26 protein-coding genes and 2 riboswitches are annotated in these 25406 nt (G+C 38.7%); of the genes, 13 read left to right on the top strand and 13 right to left on the bottom strand.

Translation table 11 applies throughout. The features are described from left to right. Window positions 1–14: 14 nt before the first annotated feature. From AAJG31_RS01410 to AAJG31_RS01400, 3 genes are all read right to left on the bottom strand, one after another. On the bottom strand, window positions 15–1013 hold the full coding sequence (locus tag AAJG31_RS01410; RefSeq protein ID WP_279495120.1) for an NADP-dependent oxidoreductase: 999 nt from the start codon (window positions 1011–1013) through the stop codon (window positions 15–17). Between the two features lie 31 nt (window positions 1014–1044). Next, window positions 1045–1380 carry a metalloregulator ArsR/SmtB family transcription factor gene (locus AAJG31_RS01405; RefSeq protein ID WP_054550229.1) on the bottom strand — a complete coding sequence of 112 codons (336 nt, stop codon included), beginning with the start codon at window positions 1378–1380 and terminating at the stop codon, window positions 1045–1047. A gap of 189 nt (window positions 1381–1569) precedes the next feature. Beyond that, the gene (locus tag AAJG31_RS01400) at window positions 1570–2166 is read right to left on the bottom strand and encodes an SCO family protein (RefSeq protein WP_004227948.1); all 597 of its coding nucleotides are present in this window, start codon (window positions 2164–2166) and stop codon (window positions 1570–1572) included. A 585-nt stretch (window positions 2167–2751) separates the two neighbouring features. Here AAJG31_RS01400 and AAJG31_RS01395 point away from each other — a divergent pair. The 5 genes from AAJG31_RS01395 (at window position 2752) to AAJG31_RS01375 (ending at window position 7288) form a co-directional block, all read left to right on the top strand. Then, entirely contained in the window at window positions 2752–3087 is a 336-nt protein-coding gene (locus AAJG31_RS01395) for a DUF485 domain-containing protein (RefSeq protein ID WP_004227946.1), read from the top strand. After that, the gene (locus tag AAJG31_RS01390; RefSeq protein WP_257960894.1) at window positions 3088–4641 is read left to right on the top strand and encodes a cation acetate symporter; all 1554 of its coding nucleotides are present in this window, start codon (window positions 3088–3090) and stop codon (window positions 4639–4641) included. Between the two features lie 481 nt (window positions 4642–5122). Continuing rightward, window positions 5123–5461: a DUF485 domain-containing protein gene (locus AAJG31_RS01385; RefSeq protein WP_048393058.1), complete on the top strand. Its 339-nt coding sequence runs from the start codon at window positions 5123–5125 to the stop codon at window positions 5459–5461. 8 nt (window positions 5462–5469) lie between these two features. Then, window positions 5470–7014: a sodium/solute symporter gene (locus AAJG31_RS01380; protein ID WP_048393165.1), complete on the top strand. Its 1545-nt coding sequence runs from the start codon at window positions 5470–5472 to the stop codon at window positions 7012–7014. Between the two features lie 97 nt (window positions 7015–7111). After that, on the top strand, window positions 7112–7288 hold the full coding sequence (locus AAJG31_RS01375; RefSeq protein ID WP_197078724.1) for a hypothetical protein: 177 nt from the start codon (window positions 7112–7114) through the stop codon (window positions 7286–7288). A gap of 26 nt (window positions 7289–7314) precedes the next feature. Here the strand turns inward: AAJG31_RS01375 and AAJG31_RS01370 are convergent, their stop codons facing one another. From AAJG31_RS01370 to parE, 7 genes are all read right to left on the bottom strand, one after another. After that, on the bottom strand, window positions 7315–8064 hold the full coding sequence (locus AAJG31_RS01370) for a TatD family hydrolase (RefSeq protein WP_048393060.1): 750 nt from the start codon (window positions 8062–8064) through the stop codon (window positions 7315–7317). Then, entirely contained in the window at window positions 8054–8803 is a 750-nt protein-coding gene (locus AAJG31_RS01365; RefSeq protein ID WP_279495124.1) for an ABC transporter ATP-binding protein, read from the bottom strand. The genes AAJG31_RS01370 and AAJG31_RS01365 overlap by 11 nt, the downstream gene beginning before the upstream one ends. Continuing rightward, window positions 8778–9551, bottom strand: a complete 774-nt coding sequence (locus tag AAJG31_RS01360; protein ID WP_279495125.1) for an ABC transporter permease — start codon at window positions 9549–9551, stop codon at window positions 8778–8780. Before AAJG31_RS01360 ends, AAJG31_RS01365 begins: the two co-directional genes overlap by 26 nt. Further along, entirely contained in the window at window positions 9551–9841 is a 291-nt protein-coding gene (locus AAJG31_RS01355) for a thiamine-binding protein (protein ID WP_112118575.1), read from the bottom strand. The genes AAJG31_RS01360 and AAJG31_RS01355 overlap by 1 nt, the downstream gene beginning before the upstream one ends. A 1-nt stretch (window position 9842) precedes the next feature. Continuing rightward, window positions 9843–10838: an ABC transporter substrate-binding protein gene (locus AAJG31_RS01350; RefSeq protein ID WP_279495126.1), complete on the bottom strand. Its 996-nt coding sequence runs from the start codon at window positions 10836–10838 to the stop codon at window positions 9843–9845. Between the two features lie 153 nt (window positions 10839–10991). Then, a riboswitch (TPP riboswitch) is annotated at window positions 10992–11102 on the bottom strand. 108 nt (window positions 11103–11210) lie between these two features. Next, window positions 11211–13649, bottom strand: coding sequence for a DNA topoisomerase IV subunit A (gene parC, locus AAJG31_RS01345; protein ID WP_103118203.1), 2439 nt, complete (start codon window positions 13647–13649; stop codon window positions 11211–11213). Continuing rightward, window positions 13646–15622, bottom strand: a complete 1977-nt coding sequence (gene parE / locus AAJG31_RS01340) for a DNA topoisomerase IV subunit B (protein WP_048393067.1) — start codon at window positions 15620–15622, stop codon at window positions 13646–13648. The genes parC and parE overlap by 4 nt, the downstream gene beginning before the upstream one ends. Window positions 15623–16183: 561 nt before the next feature. On the opposite strand from parE, the gene plsY reads away from it, so the two are divergent. The 6 genes from plsY to AAJG31_RS01310 all read left to right on the top strand — a co-directional run bounded on the left by plsY (window position 16184) and on the right by AAJG31_RS01310 (window position 21472). Further along, window positions 16184–16786 (top strand): glycerol-3-phosphate 1-O-acyltransferase PlsY, encoded by a 603-nt coding sequence (gene plsY, locus AAJG31_RS01335; RefSeq protein ID WP_048393068.1) that lies wholly within the window; start codon window positions 16184–16186, stop codon window positions 16784–16786. A 19-nt stretch (window positions 16787–16805) separates the two neighbouring features. Then, window positions 16806–17096 carry a HesB/YadR/YfhF family protein gene (locus tag AAJG31_RS01330; protein WP_048393071.1) on the top strand — a complete coding sequence of 97 codons (291 nt, stop codon included), beginning with the start codon at window positions 16806–16808 and terminating at the stop codon, window positions 17094–17096. A 188-nt stretch (window positions 17097–17284) separates the two neighbouring features. Then, on the top strand, window positions 17285–18829 hold the full coding sequence (locus tag AAJG31_RS01325; protein ID WP_279495128.1) for a spore germination protein: 1545 nt from the start codon (window positions 17285–17287) through the stop codon (window positions 18827–18829). A 25-nt stretch (window positions 18830–18854) separates the two neighbouring features. After that, window positions 18855–20054: a Ger(x)C family spore germination protein gene (locus AAJG31_RS01320; RefSeq protein WP_279495129.1), complete on the top strand. Its 1200-nt coding sequence runs from the start codon at window positions 18855–18857 to the stop codon at window positions 20052–20054. A gap of 4 nt (window positions 20055–20058) precedes the next feature. After that, on the top strand, window positions 20059–20292 hold the full coding sequence (locus AAJG31_RS01315) for a hypothetical protein (RefSeq protein WP_054550235.1): 234 nt from the start codon (window positions 20059–20061) through the stop codon (window positions 20290–20292). A 31-nt stretch (window positions 20293–20323) separates the two neighbouring features. Beyond that, window positions 20324–21472 (top strand): endospore germination permease, encoded by a 1149-nt coding sequence (locus AAJG31_RS01310; RefSeq protein ID WP_279495130.1) that lies wholly within the window; start codon window positions 20324–20326, stop codon window positions 21470–21472. Between the two features lie 39 nt (window positions 21473–21511). Here the strand turns inward: AAJG31_RS01310 and metA are convergent, their stop codons facing one another. Beyond that, window positions 21512–22447, bottom strand: a complete 936-nt coding sequence (gene metA / locus AAJG31_RS01305; protein WP_004227915.1) for a homoserine O-succinyltransferase — start codon at window positions 22445–22447, stop codon at window positions 21512–21514. 123 nt (window positions 22448–22570) lie between these two features. After that, window positions 22571–22682: riboswitch (SAM riboswitch) on the bottom strand. A 203-nt stretch (window positions 22683–22885) separates the two neighbouring features. Here metA and AAJG31_RS01300 point away from each other — a divergent pair. Then, the gene (locus AAJG31_RS01300) at window positions 22886–23257 is read left to right on the top strand and encodes a nucleotide excision repair endonuclease (protein WP_004227912.1); all 372 of its coding nucleotides are present in this window, start codon (window positions 22886–22888) and stop codon (window positions 23255–23257) included. Between the two features lie 51 nt (window positions 23258–23308). Here AAJG31_RS01300 and AAJG31_RS01295 read toward each other — a convergent pair whose 3' ends face one another. Next, entirely contained in the window at window positions 23309–23695 is a 387-nt protein-coding gene (locus AAJG31_RS01295; protein ID WP_269898414.1) for a hypothetical protein, read from the bottom strand. A 22-nt stretch (window positions 23696–23717) separates the two neighbouring features. Beyond that, a complete protein-coding gene (locus tag AAJG31_RS01290; protein WP_054550238.1) occupies window positions 23718–24500 on the bottom strand; it encodes a TrmB family transcriptional regulator in 783 nt (260 codons plus the stop codon). 125 nt (window positions 24501–24625) lie between these two features. Between AAJG31_RS01290 and AAJG31_RS01285 the strand changes: the two genes are divergently transcribed. After that, the gene (locus tag AAJG31_RS01285) at window positions 24626–25396 is read left to right on the top strand and encodes a TSUP family transporter (RefSeq protein ID WP_279495132.1); all 771 of its coding nucleotides are present in this window, start codon (window positions 24626–24628) and stop codon (window positions 25394–25396) included. The last annotated feature ends 10 nt before the right edge of the window (window positions 25397–25406 follow it).

The following is a 25406-nucleotide window of genomic DNA, read 5'->3' as shown; positions in this document are numbered from 1 at the left end:
ATACAATATAAAGGCTATTTCATTTTTACGATAATCTTCCCTTTTGCTCTACCTGACTCCGCATGTTCCATCGCCTTTTGAGCATCTTCAAATGAAAAAGTTCTATCAATGACTGGTTTGATTTTACCAGATTCAATTAAATCGGCGATTATGCGTAATTGATCGCCACTTGGTTTCATAAATAAGAAGGAATATTGAGCATGATATTTCTTTTCAAGTGAGGTCAGTTTATGACTTGCTGCTGAAAATAATAATGTTTTGAAAAATCCTGAACCATATTCTTTGGCGAAACGAGCATTCGGCGTGCCTGATACGGAGACAATTTTTCCACCATCCTTGATAATCTCGAAAGATTTTTCTAAGGTCTTTCCTCCAAGCGTATCAAAGACTGCATCATAATTTTTCAGTATAGCTTCAAAGTTTTCTTTCTTATAATTAATCACTTTATCTACACCCAAAGATGTAACTAAGTTTGCACCAGCTTCGCTAGCCGTTGTTGCCACTGAGGCGCCCATTACCTTTGCTAGTTGTATAGCAAAGGTACCTACACCACCAGAGCCAGCATGAATTAAAATCTTTTGACCTTTTTGTAATTGCATGATGTCATGTAAAGCTTGGTATGACGTTAAGCCAACCAGTGGGATTGATGCAGCTTCCTCAAAGCTCAAATTTTTAGGCTTTAGGGCTATGTCATCTTCATGAATCGAGATATATTCCGCAAAAGTACCAATTTTACTCTTCCTTGGACGTGCATAAATTTCATCTCCTACTTTAAAGCGCGTCACTTTTTCGCCAACCTTTACGACGACCCCTGAAAAATCATTTCCAAGGATCAGTGGCATTTTATAGTGGATTAACAGCTTTACTTTCCCATCACGGATTTTAAAATCAATCGGATTAATACTTGCTGCATGGATTTCAGCAAGTACCTCATATTCATCAATTTCAGGTGTAGGCAATTCTGCCATGTGCATTGGAGCTTTGCCATATTGATCGATCACCATTGCTTTCATCGTTCATTCCTCCAGATAACCTACTATATTGTCAATAAAATTCCGTTAACAACGTCTCAATATCCAACACCAGATTTTTTAACGAACCTAGTTTTGTCCGTATATCTATATAGTAAAAGTTTTTTGTACCTTCTTTGCGCATTAAAATAACACCAGCATCTCGCAAAATCTTAAGATGATGTGACACAGCTGGTCGAGATAGATGTGTTTGTTCTGTGATTTCACCTACACGCAATCCCGTTTGACAATCTGTGCTCATTAATACCATTAAAATAGCTTGTCTGGTTTCATCACCAATTGCTAATAGTACCTTTTGAGAATTTATAAAGTCGTCCTTAATCAAGTTAAGCTGGTCCTGTTTATTCATTAAAATCCCTCCTCTTACTAATCAGTTGAATAGTTTAAGTTAATGAACCGTTGCTGCATACAACGATATAATATTGCCGTATTCGCTGCAATATTGGGAAAGTAAATCGAGACGAATGATTTTTAAAGGCGTACATCTTACTTTCCCCTCTTTCCATAAAAAAACACAGAAGTCACATGGACTTCTGTGTTATTTGCTCTCCTTAATAAGAGCCTTCATATCTCCAACGATTGTTTCAACTGGTACGTTTGTCGCGCCATCATAGTCTTTTACAACTGTGCCGTCTGCGTTTACTAAATAATAGCTCGACATATGTATGACTTGGTCTGAGTTAGGATCGTTTTTAACTAATGAATTAAATGATTTACGTGCAAATTGTTCAATGAATTTTTGTTGATAGCCAGTTAGTAGCTGCCATTTGCTTTCATCTACAACATTATACGTATTTAAGTAATTTGTTAAAACATCAGGCTTATCCACTTCTGGATCGACGCTAAATGCCACAATTTGATAATCTTCAAGGCCTTCATCCTGTAGTGCTTGTTGAACTTCTGTCATATTAAATGTCATGGGTGGACAGATTGTCGTACAGTTTGTAAAAATAAACATGGCTAGCCAAGGCTTACCTTTAAGATCATCTAGGGTCACTTGTTCATTTTTTTGATTTGTTACTGTGAAATCTTGAACCTCGAGATTTAATGTTGGTTCAAACTTGTAACTACCGCAAGCAGCTAGAATGCTACTAAATGCTAGAACTAAAACTAGCAATATACTTTTCTTTGTCATTAGTGGTGCCCACTTCCCTTCATTTCATCACCTTATTTTATTCATTATAGAAGCTAAACACAAGATAATGGACTTACACCCAGATGGCTATTTGTATAACATGTGAACATTAACTGATTCTGGAATTCCTCCTCACTAATTCTTCCAAATGACACATCCTTTTTAAAAATTTTTTCATAGCTTTTTTTTATCATTTTCGTTATTTCCCAAAACCTCAGATAATTGTTATATAACAATTTTTTTCTACTTAACAAGCTCCCATGGAATTTAATAGCAGAATAATAAAATACAGAAAATTCTCTTTTATGTTTGTATTTTCTCCTACATTCATTTTTATCAACAACAAACTATTTTAACAATATTATTTCATCAGAAAACTGCACGCTCTTTTAAACAGAATTTTTCTAATAAATCCTTATTATTTCTATGTTATTTCCACAAAACAGAAGTGACTAAAAATTATAAAAACTCAAAATTTAGTATTGCATTATAGGATTCTCCCCCATAAAATAAATGAATATAACGACGAACGAAAAAGAAATATGTCGTTTAAAACAGAAATATATAACTTTAGGGGGAATAATAATGGCGAATGTTTCAAGCAAAAAACAGGCCCAATCAATTGATTATCATGCAATTGAAGCAATGGAATCGTTTAATAGCTTTGTAAAAAAGAAAAACACCTTTCTTTTCTCGATTACAGCAGTGTTTTTAATTCTTTATATCCTGCTTCCGATTCTTGCTTTCCAGCCTGTACTACAACAAAAATTCTTCGGAAATATTACGGGTGTATGGGTTTATTCTGCAGGATTATTTATCATGACCATTGTGCTTTGTACAGTATATGTAAAAAAAGCTGCTTCATTCGATAAAGCTGCAGCTGCTGTTCTTGCAGAGTACCAGGCGAAAGGTGGAAAATAAATGAATATCGTATCTATAGGTTTCTTTTTAGCTATTGTTGGCTTAACACTTGTTGTTACCTATATTGCAGCAAAGCGTACATCTTCTGCGGCTGATTTTTACACTGCTGGTGGTGGTTTAAAGGGGTGGCAAAACGGCTTTGCGATTGCTGGTGACTATTTATCTGCGGCAGCCTTTCTTGGGGTGTCTGGTGCAATTGCCTTAACTGGCTTTGATGGTTTTTTCTTTTCTGTAGGCTATGTAGTAGCGAATTTAGTGCTGCTTTATGTCATTGCTGAGCCAATGCGAAACTTAGGCCGCTACACGTTAGCAGATATGTTAACGGCTCGTTTCAATGAAAAGCGAATTCGTGGTGTGGCAGCGTCTGGTACCATTATTATCGTAATTCTTTATATGATTGCACAGCTAGTTGGTGCTGGTGCATTGATTAAGCTATTATTCGGTATTGAGTATTGGATTGCCGTTTTAATTGTCGGTGTTATGATGACAACTTATGTATTGTTTGGTGGTATGACAGCGACTTCTTGGGTGCAAATCATTAAAGCAAGTCTATTATTATTCGGGACAGGTTTATTAGCGGTTTTAGTGTTAATGAAATTTGACTTCTCTCTTATGAAGATGTTCGACACAATTGCAGTAGATCATGGCGAAAAGTTCCTTGTACCTGGAATTAAGTATACAAGCACAATCGACTCCGTTTCGATGATGATGGCTTTAGTTTTAGGAACATCTGGTTTACCACATATTTTAATGCGTTTCTTTACTGTAAAGGATGCAAAAACAGCACGTTCCTCTATTTCTTGGACAACTTGGATTACAGCTATTTTCTTTTCATTAACAATTTTCTTAGGGTTCGGTGCATTAAACTTTGTAGGTTTAGATCAGATTCTTGCTGAAAGTAAGGCTGGTAATACAGCTGCTCCGCTTCTTGCGCACTACTTAGGTGGAGATGTATTGATGGCATTTATCGGCGCAGTGGCATTTGCGACTATTTTAGCCGTTGTTTCTGGTTTAGTACTAACAGGGGCTTCAGCCATTTCTCATGATATTTATGGAGAAATCATTAAGGGTGGTAAATTAACAGAGAAGCAACAGGTAGTAGCAGCTCGTACAGGCTCTATCTCGATTGCGATCGTGTCTATAATTCTCGCTCTGTTTGCACAAAGCTTAAACGTTTCATTCCTAGTATCATTCGCCTTTTGTATCGGTGCGTCTGCAAACCTACCTGTAATCCTTTATACAATCTATTGGAAGAAATTTAATTCTACAGGTGCTGTAACTGCGATGGTAACGGGGTTAGTATCATGTTTAATTTTAGGAGCAATGGGACCAAATGTGTGGAGCCCTGTTGAAGGTGCGGCTATCTTTGTTGGACAACCACTTGTGCCACTTGCTGTTCCAGCGATTATTACAATTCCATTAGGCTTTATTGCTGGATACTTAGGTACTGTTCTTTCATCTAACAAAGTGCCACAGGAAGAAGCAGAACGTATTTATAAAGAAATTCGTGTGAAAGCAAATACAGGCGTGTCTGTCTCTGATATTTCACATTAATATTTATACACCTCCTGCATAATGAATCTCAATTCAAAAAATGCAAAAAAATAGGCAAAAAATTCGATTTTTGGTCGAGTTTTTCGCCTTTTTTGTTATTCAATATCTACCAATTTATTTATCGAACAATATTATTTCACTTCCAAAAAACAGAAAAAATCCAATTTTCACTAGGTAAATAGTGTTTATTTTCAATTGAAAAAACAAGATTTTTTTGTAAATTTACCCTTCATTTTTTGTTAAGAATCTAGATTTCTCTTCACTTCATTTATTTATCTGAATTTTCTAAAACCCTTTATATTCTTGGCTTTGCGCCATTTTTTCTCTCTTAGGAGTATTTTCTGAAAAATTTTTTTTACATAATTTTTCTGAAATGTATTGCAATTTTGTGAACTGTTACATAAAATGAAAATGTGAATTCACTAAACTAGCAAAATCAAGTCTTGAGGTAGAAAAAATATACACAAAATGGGGAATGTTAATGGCGAACAATCAAGCAAAAAAAGGTATCGTGATTGACTATGATTCAATTGCAAATCAAGAATCATTTAAGTCTCTTGTACGAAGAAAGAACTCTTTTCTTTGGTCAATGACTGCCATATTTTTATCGGCATACATGTTGTTACCAATTCTGACATCGTACACGACAATTCTACACCAAAAGGCATTTGGGGAAATTACTTGGGTGTGGATCTATGCAGCAGGTCTTTTCATCATGACATGGGGGTTATGTCATTTATATGTAGCAAAGGCAAACAGCTTCGATAGAGAAGCAAAAGCGATTATCGCTGAATACGAGAACGGAGGTGGCCGCCGATGAGTAACGGAATGAGTCTTACAGCCATATTCTTCTTCGTAGCCATTGTTGGTTTAACATTAGTTATTACATGGTGGGCATCTAAACGTACATCTTCAGCAAGTGATTTCTATACTGCTGGTGGTGGCTTAACAGGCTGGCAAAATGGACTAGCTATCGCTGGTGACTACTTATCAGCAGCATCCTTCTTGGGTATCGCTGGTGCTGTAGCATTATTTGGATTTGATGGATTCTTCTTCTCTATTGGTTATTTAGTAGCTTACTTAGTGGTATTATATATCGTTGCTGAGCCATTACGTAACCTTGGGAAATTTACATTAGCTGACATGATTACAGCGCGTTTTGATAACGCCAAAGTCCGTGGAACAGCTGCTTTAAGCACTATTACAATTGTTTTATTCTACATGATTGCACAACTAGTTGGTGCAGGAGCACTTATTCAATTACTTTTAGGAATCGACTATTGGATCGCCGTATTAATCGTAGGATTCATGATGACTACTTACGTACTATTCGGTGGTATGACAGCAACATCTTGGGTACAAATTATTAAAGCTTGTCTTTTAATGTTGGGTACAGTTATTATTTCGTTCTTAGTATTAAAAGAGTTCGGCTTCAGTATCTCTACAATGTTTAAAGAAATGACAACGGTTACTGATAGTGGAGCTGCTTATTTAAACCCAGGTCTTAAATATACAAATGGACTTGATACAATCTCTATGTTAATTGCGTTAGTATTAGGTACTGCGGGTCTTCCACATATCTTAATGCGTTTCTTCACAGTAAAAGACGCGAAAACAGCTCGTTCATCTGTTATTTGGGCTACTTGGATCGTAGGTATCTTCTACGTTCTAACAATTTTCTTAGGCTTCGGTGCAGCAGCATTCGTTGGGAAAGAAGATATTATCGCAGCAAACGCTGCTGGTAACATGGCTGCCCCACTTCTTGCAGAAGCACTTGGTGGCGACATTCTATTCTCATTCGTTTGTGCAGTAGCATTTGCAACAATTTTAGCGGTAGTAGCAGGTCTTGTACTTTCTGGTGCATCTGCCCTATCTCATGATATTTATGGACAAATTATCAAAAAGGGTAAAATTACAGAAAAAGAGCAAGTTCTTGCAGCTCGTATCGGTTCGATTACAATCGCTGTTATTTCTATCCTATTAGCACTTGGTGCACAAACATTAAACGTTGCATTCTTAGTATCTTTAGCATTCTGTATCGCTGGATCTGCTAACCTTCCAGTTATCATCTACACAATTTATTGGAAACGCTTTAATACAGCGGGTGCTGTTACTGCGATGTTAACAGGTTTAATCTCTGCGTTAGTATTAGTTGCTATGTCTCCAAACGTTTGGAATCCAGTTGAAGGTAAGGCAATTTTCGTTGGTGATCCTTTAATTATGTTAACGAACCCAGCCTTAATCTCTGTACCACTTGGTTTCCTTGGTGGTTTCATCGGCACATTACTTTCTAAAGAAACAGATGATGCGAAGTATCGTGAAGTTGACGTTAAAGCAAACACAGGTATTTCTGTACAGGACGTATCTCACTAATACACTCGACAGCCTCGTAAGTATCTTGCTTACGAGGTTTTACTTTTTCTTCCCTATTCGCTACTATAGAATTAAAAATGAATTGGAGGCGATGCTCATGTCACAATCTAAAGCTAAAAAGAAACGGATGCACATTAAACGCACAGTTGGTAAAGATGTTGAAAAAAAACGACAATCTATCTCTTTTAGTACACATGAACGTCTAACGAAAACAAAAAACGAAAAATTGGAGCATGATTATACGAAATATAAAAAGCAGTATAAGGACGAATAACTCGTACCCTATACTGCTTTTTCTTATTAAAGCCGATAAAATGTTTTCGTGTTTTGCGTAATAATTTTGGCCACTTCCTGTGTTGATAGCCCTTTGATGGAGGCAATCACCTCAATCGTTGAGTGCATCATCCAGGGAGATGTACGCTTCTTCGTAAACGGTCCCTCAAACGGCCAAGGACCATCCGTTTCTACCATCATTAGTTCAATGGGATAAGCATGAATTAGCTGTTGAATTTCCTCTTCGTACAAGCAATCTGGCGTAATGGAAATAAAATAACCACGCTCTATCATGCGCTTCACAATAGCTTCATCCCCTTTAAACCAATGAAAATGGGCTTCGTGAAGCTGATGTTTTTCCAGCAAATCACACACAATATGGGCGTCCTCATATACTGCGTGTAACACAATTGGCTTGTCCAGCTCCTTCGCCAATACAACAAAACGCTCTAATAGCGCCACATAGGGACGTTCATCAATCGCTTGCTCTTGTTTTAAATAATAAGGTAGACCCACCTCACCAATAGCAACCATATCATCCTGATGCGAATGAATCCAATCAAATAAAGCTGTCTCATCATTTGGACTTAGTAAAGGCTGTTCAGGATGAAAGCCAAAAGCAGCCTTTACTTGCTGATAGCTATTCGATAAACGCAAAGTTCTTTCACAAGAGGAAAGTTGCATACTAACCGCGATTACAGCTTTCACTTCTTCTAATAAGGAAGGAATTTCCTCATCGGTGTACTGATCCAAATGAATATGCGCATCAATCAACATACATATCACCCTTTTCCTCCTGTAAATACATAAATAATTGTTGCTTTAACGCTGTGAATGCTGCAGAATGTCGAATTTCCTCTTTCCGAGGTCTTTCAAACGGCACGATGATTTCCTTTTTAACGGTAGCTGGACGTTTGGTTAAAACAAGTATGCGATCTGCTAAAAAGAGAGCTTCCTCAATACTATGTGTAACAAATAGAATGGATTTGCGGTACTCCTCCCAGATAGATAAAAGCCATGCTTGCATTTCCAGTCGAGTAAATTCATCCATCGCAGAAAATGGTTCGTCTAAGCATAAAATCGGCTTATCACTGACCATTGCTCGAATAAAGGACACACGCTGCTGCATGCCTCCAGACAGTTCGTTCGGGTAGGCATGGATAAAAGAGGCAAGACCAACCTTTTCTAACCATTCCTTGGCACGTTCAACATTTGATTTATGTTGTAATTCCTCTACAAGCGTGACATTTTCTACTATTGTACGCCAGGGTAATAGACATGGCTGCTGTGGCATATAGCCAATCGTTCCTTTTTTTTGTTGGATATCCTCTCCATTCAATAAAATGGCTCCTTGATCAATTGGCGAAACACCACCAATTAATTGAAAAAGTGTACTTTTACCACTGCCTGAAGGACCCACGATGGCCACAAACTCTCCATCCTTGACGTCAAAAGAAAGTTGATCAAGGACTTTGAGCGCATCGAAGGATTTAGCGATGTTTTGAATGCTGAGCATGATAGCCTCTTCCCTTCACCATGAATTTTTCAATTAAACGAATACCACTAAACAATAGTAAGCTCAAGAGAACAATCGCAAAAATTGCCACAAATACGCGATCCGTACGGAAGGAGGATTGGGCTAGGGTCATGTAAACACCAATACCCTTTTTTGCACCAAGCCATTCCGCAATCACAGCACCCATCACACTATATGTAGCCGCAATTTTAATGCCTGAAAAAATAGCAGGATAGGCATAAGGCCATTCCAGCTTCCAAAAGGTTTGTGCCCTTGTAGCACCAATCATGGCAAAATAATGCTTTAATTCTGGAGCTGTTTGTCTAAATCCATCCATCGCTGCAATGACTATCGGGAAAAAGCACACAAGACAAATAATGATAAGCTTCGGTAATAAGCCAAAGCCAAACCAAATAATAAGGAGCGGTGCCAAGACAAGAATAGGAACATTCTGCGACATAATAAGAATTGGATAAAACAGTTCTCGAATAAATGTAAATCGATGCAACACTATTGCCACCGTTAGCCCACAAGCGATGCCAATGGCCAAACCTAGTAGAGCTAATTGTACTGTAGCGAATGCATGTGGTAGAAAGGTTTGATACGACTGGATGGCTACCGACAAAATACTACTTGGTGCGGGTACTAACCAATGAGGAACTTCAGCAAACTGCACGATTAGTTCCCATATGAACAAGAGGAAGGCGATAAAAATTATCGTCCTTCCCTTCTGTAATGCACGTTTCATTACTGATATTTCCCCGTTAATGTCTCCATCGTAATACCCGTTGGCTGATATAAAATTTTCACTTGTGTAATGACATTAATGGCACCAAGTTCAATCATCTTCTCATTCATTTTTTCAATGATTTGGAGCAATGTTGAAAGCTCACCCTCCATCGTTGTTTCCAATGGATGTACCTCATATTTCACCCCAGAAGCATCGATCACCGCAATTGCTGCATCGACATATGGTATAACATCTTCATATTTCTCTGTCTTCGGAATGATTTGTACACTGATTAATGAATTTGCCATCTTATTTGGCCTCCTTTTTAGGTAAGAAATCATTAGTAAAGGCTTTTTTCGCATCAAATTCGCCCTCTAGTACTTGATTGCTAGACATCCATTTCGCGTAATTTTCCCACACAGAAAGCTTTTGCTCTCCCCATTGCTTGGCATCATCCTGATATTTATCAGCCAGCCATTCCTGACTTTTATGCACTAATGCTTGATCTAAATCAGGTGCCGCTTCGATTAAAATATCAGCCGCTTCACTTGGGTTTTCAATTGCGTATTCATAGCCCTTCGATGCAGCTGCCACAAAGGCTTTGACTACATCCGGGTTGTCCTGTATCATTTTTTCATTTGTAGCTAAAACTGGCGTATAATAATCCAATTGATCACTATAATCTGTAAGATATAGCATATTAATCTTTTCCCCACGCAGCTCAGCCTCAATCCCAGTCCATGCATAATAAATCCAAGCAAAATCTATATCTTTTTCCATCATTGTGAAGAAATCTAAATCCCCTGCATTGACGATATCTAGCTTATTAATATCTGCCTTTTCTTTTTGCATGAGTGATTGTAAAACGGCTTGCTCTAATGGCGCGCCCCAACCACCATAGGTTTTACCTTCAAAATCCTTTGGCGATGTAATGCCCTTCGAAGCAATAGAAGCAAAGCCAGATGTATTATGCTGTATAATTGCTGCGATGGAGACCAGCGGCACATCCTGTACTCGTGCCTGTGTTATGCCTTCCTGATAGCTCACGCCAAAATCCGCCTTTCCAGAAGCAACAAGCTGATCTGCGCCCGCCTCACCAGGCATAATAATATCAACATCTAAACCCTGTTCCTCAAAATAACCGAGTTTTTTGGCAACATATAGTCCTGTATGATTTGTATTCGGCGTCCAATCCAGTACCACAGACACCTTTTTCAGCTTGTCTGCAGTCTGCTTGTCATCCTTGTCACTACAGCCTACTAATGTCAATAGTGCTGCCAATAAAATAAAAAACCATTTTTTCATGCGAAAGCCTCCCAGTTTGTAATATGAAAGTGTTCATGAATGAATGTTGTCACCAGAAGAAAGCGTATACAATGTTGGCAAGCTGTTGCTTGAAAACATAAAAAAACGCCTAGGATTCCTCCCAGACGTATTGCAATCAATCTTCAAAACTTTGCTTTTTGAATAGATGTTCCCTACGCTGGTACGAGCCAAATCAGGTTCAAAGGGTCAGCGTCTACCGGACACAATCTCAGCTAGCAATTACTAGCCCCCCTACATTCTTTCGCTATGAACTTTTCGATGATTATTATACCCATAGTTTCACTTAAATGACAAGGTGCTATTTTTGAATAGAGCTTAAAGCCCAGCGCTCCTAAGAGGCTGGGCATGCTTTTAGCTTGGTTTCTGTTCTTTTTTGGCTGTTACAACATGAGAAATTGCTCCATCTGTTGCAATATCCACTTTAAATGAACCATTGGAATGGCGATCCGCACGAGACAATGCTTGTACGTCAATCATCTCTTGAACACCTTTTTCAGTTTCAATCACAACCTGCTCCTCGTCTGTTGCTTGAACAACTGCCACAATTCGGTGAGGGTTTGCTTTTAACTCTGTTAATACTTTTAGTCCACGTTTTGCACGACTTGCTACTTCAACTTCAGCGACATTCATTTTCTTCACGGCCCCACGCTGTGTCACAATCACTACATAGTGGGTAACATCAGGCTGTAATACATTGACTCCAACTAAGGCTTCTCCATCTTTTAGTGTGATCCCTTTCACACCGCCTGTTTTCACACCTGTAACTGGTAACTCCTCCATAGGGAAACGAATCGCATAGGCTGTATCCGTTGTGAGCATCAGCTCCACGTCATCTGTTACAAATGATGCATAGATCATCGCATCACCAGCCTTGACATTCATCGTTTTAATTGGCTTTGAATAACGCGTTACCGCATAGTCTGCGAGTGGTGAGCGCTTAATTTGGCCATCTTTTGTGGCTGTGAAGACATACGTATTTGGCTGGTCAAATGTTTCGAAACCATAAACCGCAATAATCGATTCATCTTCCCCTGTTGGTACAATACTTGAAATATGCTGGCCGAGATCCTTCCAGCGTATATCAGGCAGCTCATGAACAGGCTGATAAATATAATTGCCTCGATTTGTGAAAAGCAGTAGATGGTGCTGTGTATTCAAGTTTGCTTCATACAATAAATAATCTGAATCCTTCATGGCAAAATCTTGCCCGTTTGAAGCGGCATGAGAACGTGTGGATGTACGTTTAATATAACCATCCTTCGTTACTGTTACGACAACCTCTTCACTTGGCACAAGGACATCCAATGTAATTTTAATTTCTTCAATTTCTTGCTCAATCTTCGAGCGGCGAGGCTCTGTAAAGCGTTTCTTAATATCTAGCAACTCTTGTTTAATAACACGCACTAGCTTTGCCTCACTTTGCAGAATCCCCTCTAGCTTCGCAATTAGCTTATTTAACTCGTCCTGTTCCTGACGTAGCTCTGTAATATCCGTATTCGTTAAACGATATAATTGCAGGCTTACAATGGCCTCTGCTTGTACCTCTGTAAAATCAAACTTTGCTTGTAAATTAAGCTTCGCATCCTTCTTATCATTAGAAGAACGGATCGTCGCAATGACTTCATCTAAAATGGAAAGAGCTTTGATTAATCCATCTACAATATGAGAACGATCCTTTGCCTTTTGTAAATCATAAATGGAACGGTTTGTTACCACTTCTTTTTGATGGGCAATATACGCATCTAGCAATAATGGCAATGTCATCATCGTTGGACGACGATTATGAATGGCAATCATATTAAAATTATAAGCTACCTGTAAATCAGTTGTTTTAAACAAGTACTGTAAAATTCCTTGTCCTGGTACATCCTTTTTCAGCTCAATTACGACACGTAAGCCAGTACGGTCTGATTCATCACGAATTTCCGCAATGCCTTCTAATCGTTTATCTACACGTTGCTCATCAATTTTTTTCACAAGATTCGCTTTATTTACATCATATGGTAACTCAGTGATAACAATTTGCTCTTTACCACCCTTGATTGGTTCAACAACTGCTTGTGCACGGACGATGATTTTACCACGACCTGTTTCATACGCCTTTTTAATGCCATCAACACCTTGAATGATTCCACCCGTTGGGAAATCAGGTCCTTTAATCACCGTCATCAATTCATCTACAGTAACATTAGGCTTGTCTAAGCGCATCAACACAGCATCCAGTACTTCATCTAAGGCATGTGGCGGAATATCTGTCGCATAACCAGCGGAAATTCCTGTAGAGCCATTGACTAAAAGGTTAGGAAAACGTGCTGGTAATACAGTTGGCTCCATATCCTGATCATCAAAGTTTGGCACAAATTCAACCGTTTTCTTGCCAATATCTCGTAGCATTTCAGCGGCAATAGCTGATAGTCTCGCCTCTGTATAACGCATTGCAGCTGGAGGATCGCCATCTACCGAGCCATTGTTCCCGTGCATCTCAATAAGCATATGACGTGCCTTCCAGTCCTGACTCATCCGTACCATCGCTTCATACACAGAGCTATCGCCGTGCGGATGATAGTTACCAATTACGTTACCCACTGTTTTTGCGGATTTACGGAACGGCTTATCATGTGTGTTGCCTTCCGTAAACATCGCATATAAAATACGGCGCTGTACTGGTTTAAGACCGTCACGTGCATCAGGCAACGCGCGGTCTTGAATAATATATTTACTATAGCGACCAAAACGGTCACCCATTACTTCTTCTAACGGTAAATCTTGAAACTTTTCTGTACTACTCATGCTTGGTCCTCCTCTTGTTGGATGAATTCATTCTCTAAAATGTTAGAATCATCCTCCATACCGAAGTCTACATTGGCTTCGATCCATTTACGACGTGGTTCCACCTTATCACCCATTAACGTCGTGACACGTCTCTCCGCTCGTGCACCATCCTCGATTGTGACACGAATCAATGTCCGTGTTTCAGGGTTCATCGTTGTGTCCCACAGTTGGTCTGCATTCATCTCACCAAGACCTTTATAGCGCTGTAATATGTAACCCTTTCCAACCTTCTTGATGGCCTTTTGTAAATCACTTTCTGTCCAAGCATATTCAATGACTTCTTTTTTCCCTGTACCTCTTGATACTTTATAAAGCGGCGGTAGTGCGATATAGACTTTCCCAGACTCAATGAGCGGACGCATATAACGATAGAAGAATGTTAATAGCAAGACTTGAATATGTGCCCCATCTGTATCCGCATCGGTCATGATGACTACTTTATTGTAGGCAGAATCCTCCACCGCAAAATCCGTACCAACACCTGCCCCAATCGCATGGATAATCGTTGAAATTTCTTCGTTTTTCATAATATCCTGTAGCTTGGCTTTTTCTGTGTTGATTACCTTCCCGCGCAATGGCAGAATCGCTTGGAATGTACGGTCACGTCCTTGTTTAGCAGAGCCACCCGCAGAATCACCCTCGACTAAATACAGCTCATTTTTTGCCGCATTACGTGACTGAGCTGGCGTTAATTTTCCAGATAAAATCGTACTACCCTTTTTATTTTTCTTGCCATTTCGTGCATCCTCACGCGCTTTACGAGCCGCTTCACGCACTTGCTGCGCTCGAATCGCTTTACGAACAAGAGAAGCTGATAATTCTGCATTTTCCTCTAGCACATACAAAATTTGCTCAGACACTACACTATCTACTGCAGAACGAGCCTCACTTGTCCCAAGCTTACCCTTTGTTTGTCCTTCAAATTGCAGTAAGTGCTCTGGAATACGAACAGATACAATGGCTGCTAAGCCTTCACGAATATCTGTCCCCTCAAGGTTTTTATCCTTGTCCTTTAACAAGCCAATTTTTCTTGCATATTCATTAAAGACACGCGTCAATGCTGCCTTTGCACCCGTTTCATGTGTACCACCATCTCGTGTACGGACATTATTAACGAATGATAAAATCGTTTCCGAATAACCATCGTTATACTGGAAAGCGAACTCTACTTCGATTTCATCCTGTACGCCTTCTACATATTTTACTGGATGAAGGACATCTTTTTCCTCATTCAAATACGCAACGAAAGCCTCGATGCCATTCTCATAAAAGAACACATCGCTCTTGCCTTCCTCGCGCTCATCAATTAATTCAATTTTTAAGCCCTTTAATAAAAAGGCTGATTCACGTAATCGTTCCGCTAACGTATCATAATTGAATTTTGTGACAGAGAAGATCGTTTCATCTGGTAGGAAATGAACAAGCGTTCCTGTCTGCTTGGTCTGCCCAATATTTTCAAGTGTTGTGACAGGCTGTCCACCATGCTCAAAGCGTTGACGATACTTTTTACCATCGCGATGGATTGTCACCTCTAAAAATGTTGAGAGCGCATTCACAACGGAAGAACCAACACCATGTAAACCTCCACTTGTTTTATAGCCACCTTGACCAAATTTACCACCAGCGTGTAGCACTGTAAAAATAATTTCTGGTGTCGGTTTGCCCATTTTATGCATACCGGTTGGCATCCCACGGCCAAAGTCGCGCACACTCATACTTTGATCTTTATGAATTGTGACAATAATATGAGATCCAAAGCCAGCCAGTGCTTCATCCACCGCATTATCTACGATTTCATACACAAGGTGATGAAGTCCACGGCCATCCGTAGAACCGATATACATGCCAGGTCGTTTGCGTACCGCTTCTAATCCTTCTAATACTTGTATAGCGTCATCATTATAGACGCTAGGTGACTGTTTATTCGTCAAAAAAATTCCCCTCCAAAAAACAAACACATGTTCTATTTATGTTCTCATCCTAATAATAATAGCATTTCCTGTCAATAGCTAGCGACAGGTCCAATAAAATTTTAAAATTTGCTCACAGTTTTGATCTTTTTTATTAATAGTAAACATCTTCAACAGTTGCTTAAAATTGGTATTTGAGCAAGACAGACTGCTTCTAGCTTCCATCATCATTTGACGCATTGAAGCCTACTTAGTTGCAAAATAAAGTTGTGATGCTTGCAAATAAAAGCACACTAACTCGTGCCTTGCGATTAAACAGGATAAAGTTAGACTTCTATTCTACCAAAGGAATGAGCGATTGACAAAATTGCCATTTTGCCTATATTTTTATAAAGGTTTTAGTGCTTCCTACAAATTTATGTCTAAAAGCCTAGTCCTCACTAATAGATTCTCTTTTGTATTGATTCAAGACTTCGGATGAAATCTCCTTCATAACATTGTAGATTAGCAAGAAAAAGTGTAAAATACTTGTTACAAACTATTAGTACCAAGTGATGGACTATGAATGAAAGGAGTCCAACTATGATCAATGGACTTATTATTTTATGTGCTTATCTAATCGGCTCTATACCTTCTGGATTATGGATAGGCAAAATTTTTTATAATACCGATATTCGTGAACACGGGAGCGGTAATCTTGGTGCGACCAATACTTTTAGAACATTAGGGAAAAAGGCTGGTATTATTGTTACGGTGATGGATGTCTTAAAAGGAACTGCCGCTGTCTTACTCGTGACACTTCCTGTTTTCTCTGATACTACACTCCACTCTTTATTACTGGGTCTTGTCGCTGTTATCGGTCATATGTTCCCGATCTTTGCCAACTTCCGTGGTGGGAAAGCTGTGGCAACGTCAGCTGGTGTATTATTAGGCTATTCTTGGCCACTCTTTGTCCTACTATTTATTACCTTTATTGTGACATTAAAAATCACAAAAATCGTCAGCTTAACATCAATGATAGCCGCTTTAGTAGCGCTTATCTATGCAATCGTTTATTATTTTATTACAGGTGACTTTGCATTAGGCATCTTGGTAGCCTTTTTATTTACCTTTATTATTTATCGTCACCGTGCCAATATTGCTCGTATTAAAAACGGCACCGAACCAAAGGTAAAATGGCTGTAGGAAGAGAGGAGCATTTGAAATGAATATTGCATTGACAGATGAAGCCCTACAATGGTTCAAACATGAAATGGAAGTTGAACCTGGTGATACAATTCGTTTTTATGCACGTTATGGTGGCTCAAGTCCGTTTCACGAAGGCTTTTCACTAGGCATGACACGTGAGGAACCTATTGCCATAGGTGTGCAAACAGAAATTGATGGTGTTATCTATTACATTGATGAGAAAGATCTTTGGTTCTTTAACGATCACAATTTACATGTTGATGTTGATACAAGTAATGATGAATTACAATACGACTATCGTACATAAAGCAGTCTGTCCTTTCCATACATGAAAGGACAGACTGTTTTTTTATTTATTACAAAACAAGACACACGAAAGTTGCAAGGAATGTGATATTGCCACAAATAGCTAGATTTTTCATATCTCTTTCGTTTATCTCTCAAAAAAATTGTCCATTCTAAAGGTAATGAACGACCATTTGAGGAGGAAAACACATGTCCATGTCTAACAATAACGAGACCTCCCCATCCCATACAACGAACGATTTATTGTATACTTCCCTATCTAAAAATATAAAAATCATTCAACAATCACTAGGGCATAGTAATGATATTATCATACGTGAAATTGCGATTGGAGAAACTGATCCCCATAGCCTCGCCATTATTTCCATTGATGGCTTATCGGATAAAACGACTATTTCTGATTCTGTTATCGATAAACTGATGGCAAATATTGAAGAAGAACAAGATATTGAAATAACAACCATTAATCAATATGTTCGGAATTCCTATTTAACGGTAGGCGATGTGACGAATATTGAGCATTTCACAACACTCTACAATGCCATTCTCAATGGTGAAACGGTTATTTTATTAGATGGCTTTGCCGAAGGGATTGTGACAAGTACTAGAAGTGCCAAGGATCGAGCTGTCACAGAGCCATCGACGGAATCCGTAATTCGCGGACCGAGGGAATCCTTTACGGAAACCTTGCGAACGAATACAGCGCTCATTCGTCGCAAAATAAAAAGTCCGAATCTCTGGATAAAATCACGCGTTATCGGAGATGTGACACAAACAGATGTAGTAGTGATGTATATAAATGGCATCTCCAGTGACAAAATCGTCGCAGAGGTATTGGCTCGATTAGATCGTATTAATATTGATGGCATTCTGGAAAGTGGCTATATTGAGGATTTTATTCAAGACTCAAAAAACTCTATGTTTCCAACCGTCTACAACTCTGAACGACCTGATGTCATCGCAGGTGAATTATTAGATGGCAAAGTGGCGATTCTAGTTGATGGCACACCTTTTGTCTTAGTCGTTCCAGCGCTATTTACATCCTTTTTACAATCAGCAGAAGATTATTATCAGCATTGGATGATTAGCTCACTTGTACGTATCTTGCGTTTCTTTGGTATCAGTCTAGCATTAGTAGCACCATCCTTGTATGTGGCGATTACTACCTTTCATCAGGAAATGCTACCGACCCCCATGTTAATTAGCATTGCTTCACAAAGGGAAGGCGTACCCTTTCCTGCAGTAGTAGAAGCGCTTATTATGGAGGTTGCCTTTGAGGTCTTAAGGGAAGCTGGACTTCGTATGCCTCGAACAATCGGTCCTGCGGTATCCATCGTAGGTACTTTAGTTATTGGTCAGGCAGCAGTTGATGCAGGCGTCGTTTCCGCTGTAATGGTAATTATTGTAGCCTTAACAGCGATTTGTAGCTTTCTATTCCCTGCCTATGGCTTATCGAATACGATTCGTGTACTACGTTTCCCATTAATGATTTTAGCTGCTATGTTTGGTTTATTCGGTGTAATGTTTGGCATTATGCTAATTATTCTTCATCTATGTAGCATTCGTTCATTTGGTGTACCTTATTTAAGCCCATTCGCACCGTTGGTATTACAGGATCAGAAGGATGCGTTTCTGCTGTTCCCGCGTAGAAAGTTACTTACACGACCTCGTTTGGTCAATCAAAAAAATATTGTTAGAGGACATAAATATATCAATGTAAAAAGCAGGAAATAACAACTGGATAAATGAGGAATGGAATATGGCAAAAATAAACTGGATTTGCTTACTATGTATCCTCACAATACTGTTAAGTGGCTGCTGGAGTAAGCGTGAATTAAATGAATTGGCCATAGTCGTAGCATTTGGCATTGACAAAATAGATGAGGAATATGAAATTACAGTTCAAATTGTTGATCCTAGTGAAGTCTCAGTGCGCCAAGCTTCCACTCAACGCTCTCCTGTCGTTAGCTATCATTCGAGAGGCGAGACCATCTTTGAAGCCATTCGGAAAATGACGACTATTGCAGCTCGAAAACCTTATTTTGCCCACCTTCAAGTGGTTGTATTAGGGGAAGATCTCGCGAAAGAAGGCATTAGTGATGCACTTGATTTAATTGTAAGGGACCATGAATTTCGTAAGGATTTCGACGTCATTATGTCTCACGAAGCAACAGCGAAGGAAGTATTAAATGTACTAACACCCATCGAAAAAGTTCCTGCTAATAAAATCTTGAATTCCCTTGATGTCTCTGAAAAGGCTTGGGGCTCCACAATAGCTGTTAATATTGATGAATTAGTCAATACGTTAACCAATAAGCATAAAGGGGCGTTAATTTCTGCTATTGAAGTTCATGGCGATAAGAAATTAGGGGTAGATCAAACAAATGTGCAACGTGTTAAAACACCTGTGCTATTACGTTATACAGGTTTAGCAGTATTTAAAGGGGATAAATATATAGGGCTACTGACTGAAAGCGAAAGCAAAAGTATTAGTTTTCTTAATGACAAAATTCAAAGTACGATAGAAATCATCGCCTGTCCTAATAAAGGGACCTTGTCTACTGAAATCACCCAATCCACTACAAAGGTGAAAGGGTCATTTAAAAACGGGAAACCGAAAATCGATGTCCATATTAATGTAGAGCAGAATGTTGGAGAGGTCGAATGTGATATCGATCTTACCAAAAATAAATCGATTGATTACGTTAATAAAAAAACAGCCCAGGGTATTGATGACCACATTGAAAAAACAGTAGAGAAAATTCAACAGCAATATGAAGTCGATGTTTTTGGATTTGGGGATGCCCTACATCGGGCAGATCCAAAGCAGTGGAAAAAAATTAAGGATGACTGGACTTCCATTTTTCCAGATTTAGCAGTGGCTGTTCATGTAAAGGTAACAACCCAAGGTTCAGGTACGATGCAAAATTCATTATTAAACAAGCCAAAGGAGGAGTAATGAGATGGTACTAGCAGTAGCTATCTTGATTATTGCAATCATTGTTGCTCTTGTTTTTATTCCAAAGCTAAAAAAGCAACAGGATAGAAAAGCCATTATTGTATTCTCCTTTTTGCTATTTATTGGAACGGCTTTAAATATGGGGATTGCCCTTAAAATCCATATTCCTAGCCCATTAGATTTGATTACCTTTATCTTCACACCGATTAGGGATTACATTGTGTCATTCACAAAATAGAAAGATGGACTGAGAAACGGAGGGTAGCTTGATGGAAAAAGAGATAATTAGTTCAAGACAGTTTACAATCGTTACCTTTCTCTATTCTATCGGTACAGCGATTTTAATTATCCCTTCGAGTATTACTGGTGCCGCTAAGCAAGATGCTTGGATAGCGGCAAGCATTGGTGTTCTGCTCAGTTTACTGGTTCTAAAATTATTTTTAACACTGGCCAATCAAACACCGTCCCTAAACTTTATCGAGGCCAATGAAAAAATTCTTGGGCGTTTTTTCGGGAAAATCACAGCGATTTGTTTCCTGATTATGACCTTTCTTTCGGCTGGAGAATTACTTTATTTTATCGGTATTTTCATGAAAACGGAAGTTATGCCAGAGACACCGACATTAGCATTTGCCCTACTGTTCAGTATCCTTATTATGTATGCCGCTTATTTAGGGATTGAGACCTTTGCCCGTTCGGCAGAAATCCTCTTCCCATTGTTTATCTTTATTTTTATTTTTTTCGTCATTAGTATTACCCCTCAAATTACATTTGAGAATATTCAGCCTCTACTAGAAGCGACCAAAGCATCTATGTTTTATAGTATTGCACGCTTTATGAGTATCTTTTCCTTTCCATTACTTGTATTATTGATGCTCTATCCTACTGGCGTCAATGTACAGCCGTCTGCACAGAAAGGGCTATATATTGGGGCAATCCTTGGCGGAATCGTCTTAGTTACGTTGATTGTCCTATCAATTCTTGTATTAGGTCCTGAAAACACTGCATCAAGGACATTTCCTAGCTATGCCTTAGCGCAAAGAATATCTATAGGGAATTTTTTACAGCGCATTGAAATCATTATGGCATTTATGTGGATTACGTCTATATATATTCGTACATTTATGTATTTCTATACGACCGTTGTTGGCCTCGCACAAATTTTAAAGATCAAGGATCATCGCCCACTCATTATACCGATGGGGATAATTGTTATTGGACTTTCTCAAATTGTTCATCCAGATATTGTGCATTCTACTAATTATAATAATGAAATTTGGCCAATCTTTTCCTTTATTTTCACCATTTTATTACCTATACTTTTGTTGATTGTGGTAGTTATTCGCAATCGTAAATCCAAGGCTCAAAATAACGAAACACCTCAGCAGGAAACAGAAAATGACAATCAAAAAGTCTAATTTCTTCTAAGCTAGAAAAGAAATTAGACTTTTTATTAATTAAATATGATATTCGATTTCATCTACAAAATCCCATTCATATGGTGTTTCTTGGTAAACATAGTAGTTCAACCAGTTAGAGAATAATAGATGCGTATGGGCACGCCATGTATTCATCGGCACTTGTGTCGGATCGTCATTCGGGAAGTAGTTTACAGGAACGGCGATATCTATGCCCTTCGCCACATCGCGACTGTATTCATCGGCTAGCGTTGTCGCATCATACTCTAGATGCCCCGTAATCATAATATTTTTATTATCTTTTGATTGTACAATAAATACCCCAGCATCCTCTGAATAGGATAATAATCGTAGATCTGGATGATTGCGAACCTCGTCAATCGAAACAGATGTATAGCGTGAATGGGGCGCAGTAAATAAATCACTAAAGCCACGTACCAAATCTACAGTTAAATCTGTAATCACATGGGAATAGACGCCTGAGCATTTAGCAGAAAGCTCAACCTTCCCAATGCCATAATGATGATACAATGCAGCCTGTGCCCCCCAACATATATGTAGCACGGATGTCACATTCTTTTTAGACCAATCCATAATTTCTGAAATTTCCTGCCAATAGTTGACCTCTTCAAAAGCCATTTTTTCTACTGGCGCACCAGTTATAATCATACCATCATAGCGTCGGTGTCGAATCTGATTGAACGTTGTGTAGAAAAGCTGCAAATGGGATTTACTCACATTTTTAGACTCGTGTGTGGCTGTATTCAAAAAGGTAATATTGACTTGTAATGGTGTATTCCCCAATAAACGTAATAATTGGAGCTCTGTTTTTTCTTTTTCAGGCATTAAATTTAATATTAATATATTTAATGGACGGATTTGCTGTGTTTTCGCACGATCTTCTTCCATGACGAAGATTTTTTCCTCACGTAAATGTTCTCCAGCTGGTAAATTTTTCGGAATATTAATTGGCATCTTGCTTTCCCCTCTCTATAATCACTCTCTTTTAGCAAACCTTGCTTGCGTAGAATGCAACGAAATTAAAAAATCCTCCTCATTCCATACGAGATAGAATGAGAAGGATTTTTTTCACGTCCACTCTTATCTCTCAAAGGAAAAAATCCTTTGCTGGAATTAGCACCTTTCTAACAATTGTTAGAGGTTGCTGAAGCGTCATCGGGCCAAATCCCTCAGCTTCTCTTGATAAGATTATTTAATTATCTTGAATTGTAACACGAACTAGTTAGAATATCAATAATTCATAGAATATTTTGTGATTCATGTGCATGTTCCTTGGTCATTTGATGTACACTAAGCTTGCTATATGTGGTGTTTCTGCATTTAAAATTTATGGTAAACATGCCGTAATTATGTTACCATATACTTTTAGTAAGAGAGAGGAACGTGAATAGTTTGATTAAAATTGAATTTCCAAAACCAGATCTAGTAATCCGTCAACGTGAACAAGACTTAAAACCAGGTGATGTGCCGATCACACCTTACTTTGGTTTTATTGACTTCCATAAAATCACACGAGATAAAGGCGGCATTTTCTTATTCTATAATGACAAGAATGAGCTATTGTTTGTTGGGAAAGCACGTAAAATTCGTCAACGTATTAAAAAACATTTCGAGGATAATGTATCTCCGATGAAAAACCATCGTGATGAAGTGTTCAAAATTGAAGTCTATGAAGTAGAAGATCCAATGGAACGTGAAATTTACGAAACATATGCGATTAATACTTTCCGCTCTAAATATAACGTAGACAAAGTCTTTTATTAGGCATCACGTAAAGAAACCGAAATCTCATCAAAGGGATTTCGGTTTCTTTTATCACATAATGGTCATACGATCAATTGGCGTACTCTGACCGTTTATTCGCAAATCAATGGTATCAAGCTCAGGATTCTTGACGGTGATTTTAAAAACATAGGGTTGTGCCTCTTTCCTTTGCTCGCTGCCTTCTTCTAACTGGATAATAAGCCTATTTCCCTCAGCTGTAATACTTGCCAATACATTCCCTTTTGAATAATAAACAAGGTAATATGGAGCATCCTTTTCATGCAATAGTTGTATTCTGTCATTAGAAACGATATTTTTTTGGACATTATCTGGGACAACCGTTAGCTCATGAATCGTTGGTGGATCGGTAGGTGGTGTAGCATTACAGGCTCCTAGCATTAGTAGGCTCATTAAACCTAGCAACACGAATTTTTTCAAGTAACTCCCCTTCCTTATACGACTATTCTAAGAAAAAAGCTTTACGCTCCTTAGCAATCCAGTCTTCTAACTCCTGATCATCACGTTTTACTAACCGATTGATGAGCACATCATGCCATATATAATCCTCTAACAAATAAATATGAACCGGATCATTGGTGATAAAGGCCGTCTCTTGGGTAGATGGAGAATGACCATAAATCATTTCCTGACCATCTATCGATAAGATAAACCAATGCGGTGTAGATGCTTTTTTTGTATAATGTGTGGCTCTATGCTGGTCAATTGAGGCGAGATGCTCTCCTACATACAACGTAATGCCATGAACAGGAACATGCAGCGCCACCTCTTGCAAATCTTCACGTAAGGCATCATACATATCTTCCCACATCGACAGCATCACTTTTTTCTTCGCCTTCTTTAGAAGTGACTGACAATAGTTGATAATGGATTCCTTGCCCTTCAGCATGACCACTTTAGGCTCAGCTTCCTGTACTTTTTCCTCTAATTTCTCTAATTTCCCGCTTATAGACGTAAAATTCGACTCCCAGCGCTGTTGCATTTGCTGTAAGAACACAGACACAGGCATTGCCGAATAGGTCGTTTGTTCTGCGGTCTCTTCTTTTAACACGATGCCCTTTTCTACAAGGATATTTAAAATATCATACACTCTTGCACGTGGTATGCCAGAATTTTTACTAACCTGATAAGCACTGACATGACTTTGCTGAACAAGTGCCGTATAGGCCTTTGCTTCATATTCTGTAAAACCCATTTCTTTCAGCTGGGTGATTAATTCCTCCATGTAATCCCTCCATTATCTTTATTATAGGCTACCAATGTGAAGATTTGCCAATGAAAAAATGGGGTTTACAGCGCAAATAAATTTAGTTACTATTTCAGTAGTAACTAAATTTAAAGAGGTGTCATATGTTGTTTGAAATCGATGTACATATTCTAATACTATTAATTTCTTTTGGATTTCTGGCGGCTTTTGTTGACTCAGTAGTGGGAGGGGGCGGTTTAATTTCACTACCAGCCTTACTATTTGTTGGGCCTAATCCAGCCGCTGCTGTTGCCACGAACAAACTAGCAGGAGCTATGGGCTCACTCACTTCCTCTATTTCTTTCTATCGTTCTGGCCAGCTGGACATTCGCTCTGTCCTCAAATATTTTCCACTAGCATTTATCGGATCATTATGTGGTGCTTGGACTGTGCATCTGATTAATCCAGCATTACTAAAGCCATTAATGCTTGTTATGCTGGCGGTTGTTGGGGTATATACGATCTTTAAAAAGGATTGGGGTGCCGTCTCTACCGTAAAAAATCTATCTAAAAAACATTTGTTTTTATTTATGCTGCTATTATTTGCTATTGGTTTTTATGATGGATTTCTTGGTCCTGGCACAGGGTCGTTTTTAATCTTTAGCTTCTTACTGGTAGGCTTTGATTTTTTAAAGGCGGCTGGTAATGCAAAGTTTTTAAATTTGGCGAGTAATGTGGCTGGTGTTTGTATGTTTGCCTACTTAGGTCAAATTCATTATGTTTATGGTCTAGTCATGGGCATTGCGCAAATTGGTGGGGCTATGCTTGGCTCACGGATGGCAATCAAGAAAGGAAGTGGCTTTGTCCGCACACTATTTATTGTCGTTACAATGACATTACTTGCGAAAAATGCCTATGATTTTATGATGCATTAAAATAAACGCC

Source organism: Lysinibacillus sp. BS3, from assembly GCF_039614735.1.
Lineage (GTDB): Bacteria > Bacillota > Bacilli > Bacillales_A > Planococcaceae > Lysinibacillus > Lysinibacillus capsici.
The sequence above is the reverse complement of the archived record's forward strand: the minus strand, read 5'-3'. Positions and strand labels throughout refer to the sequence as shown.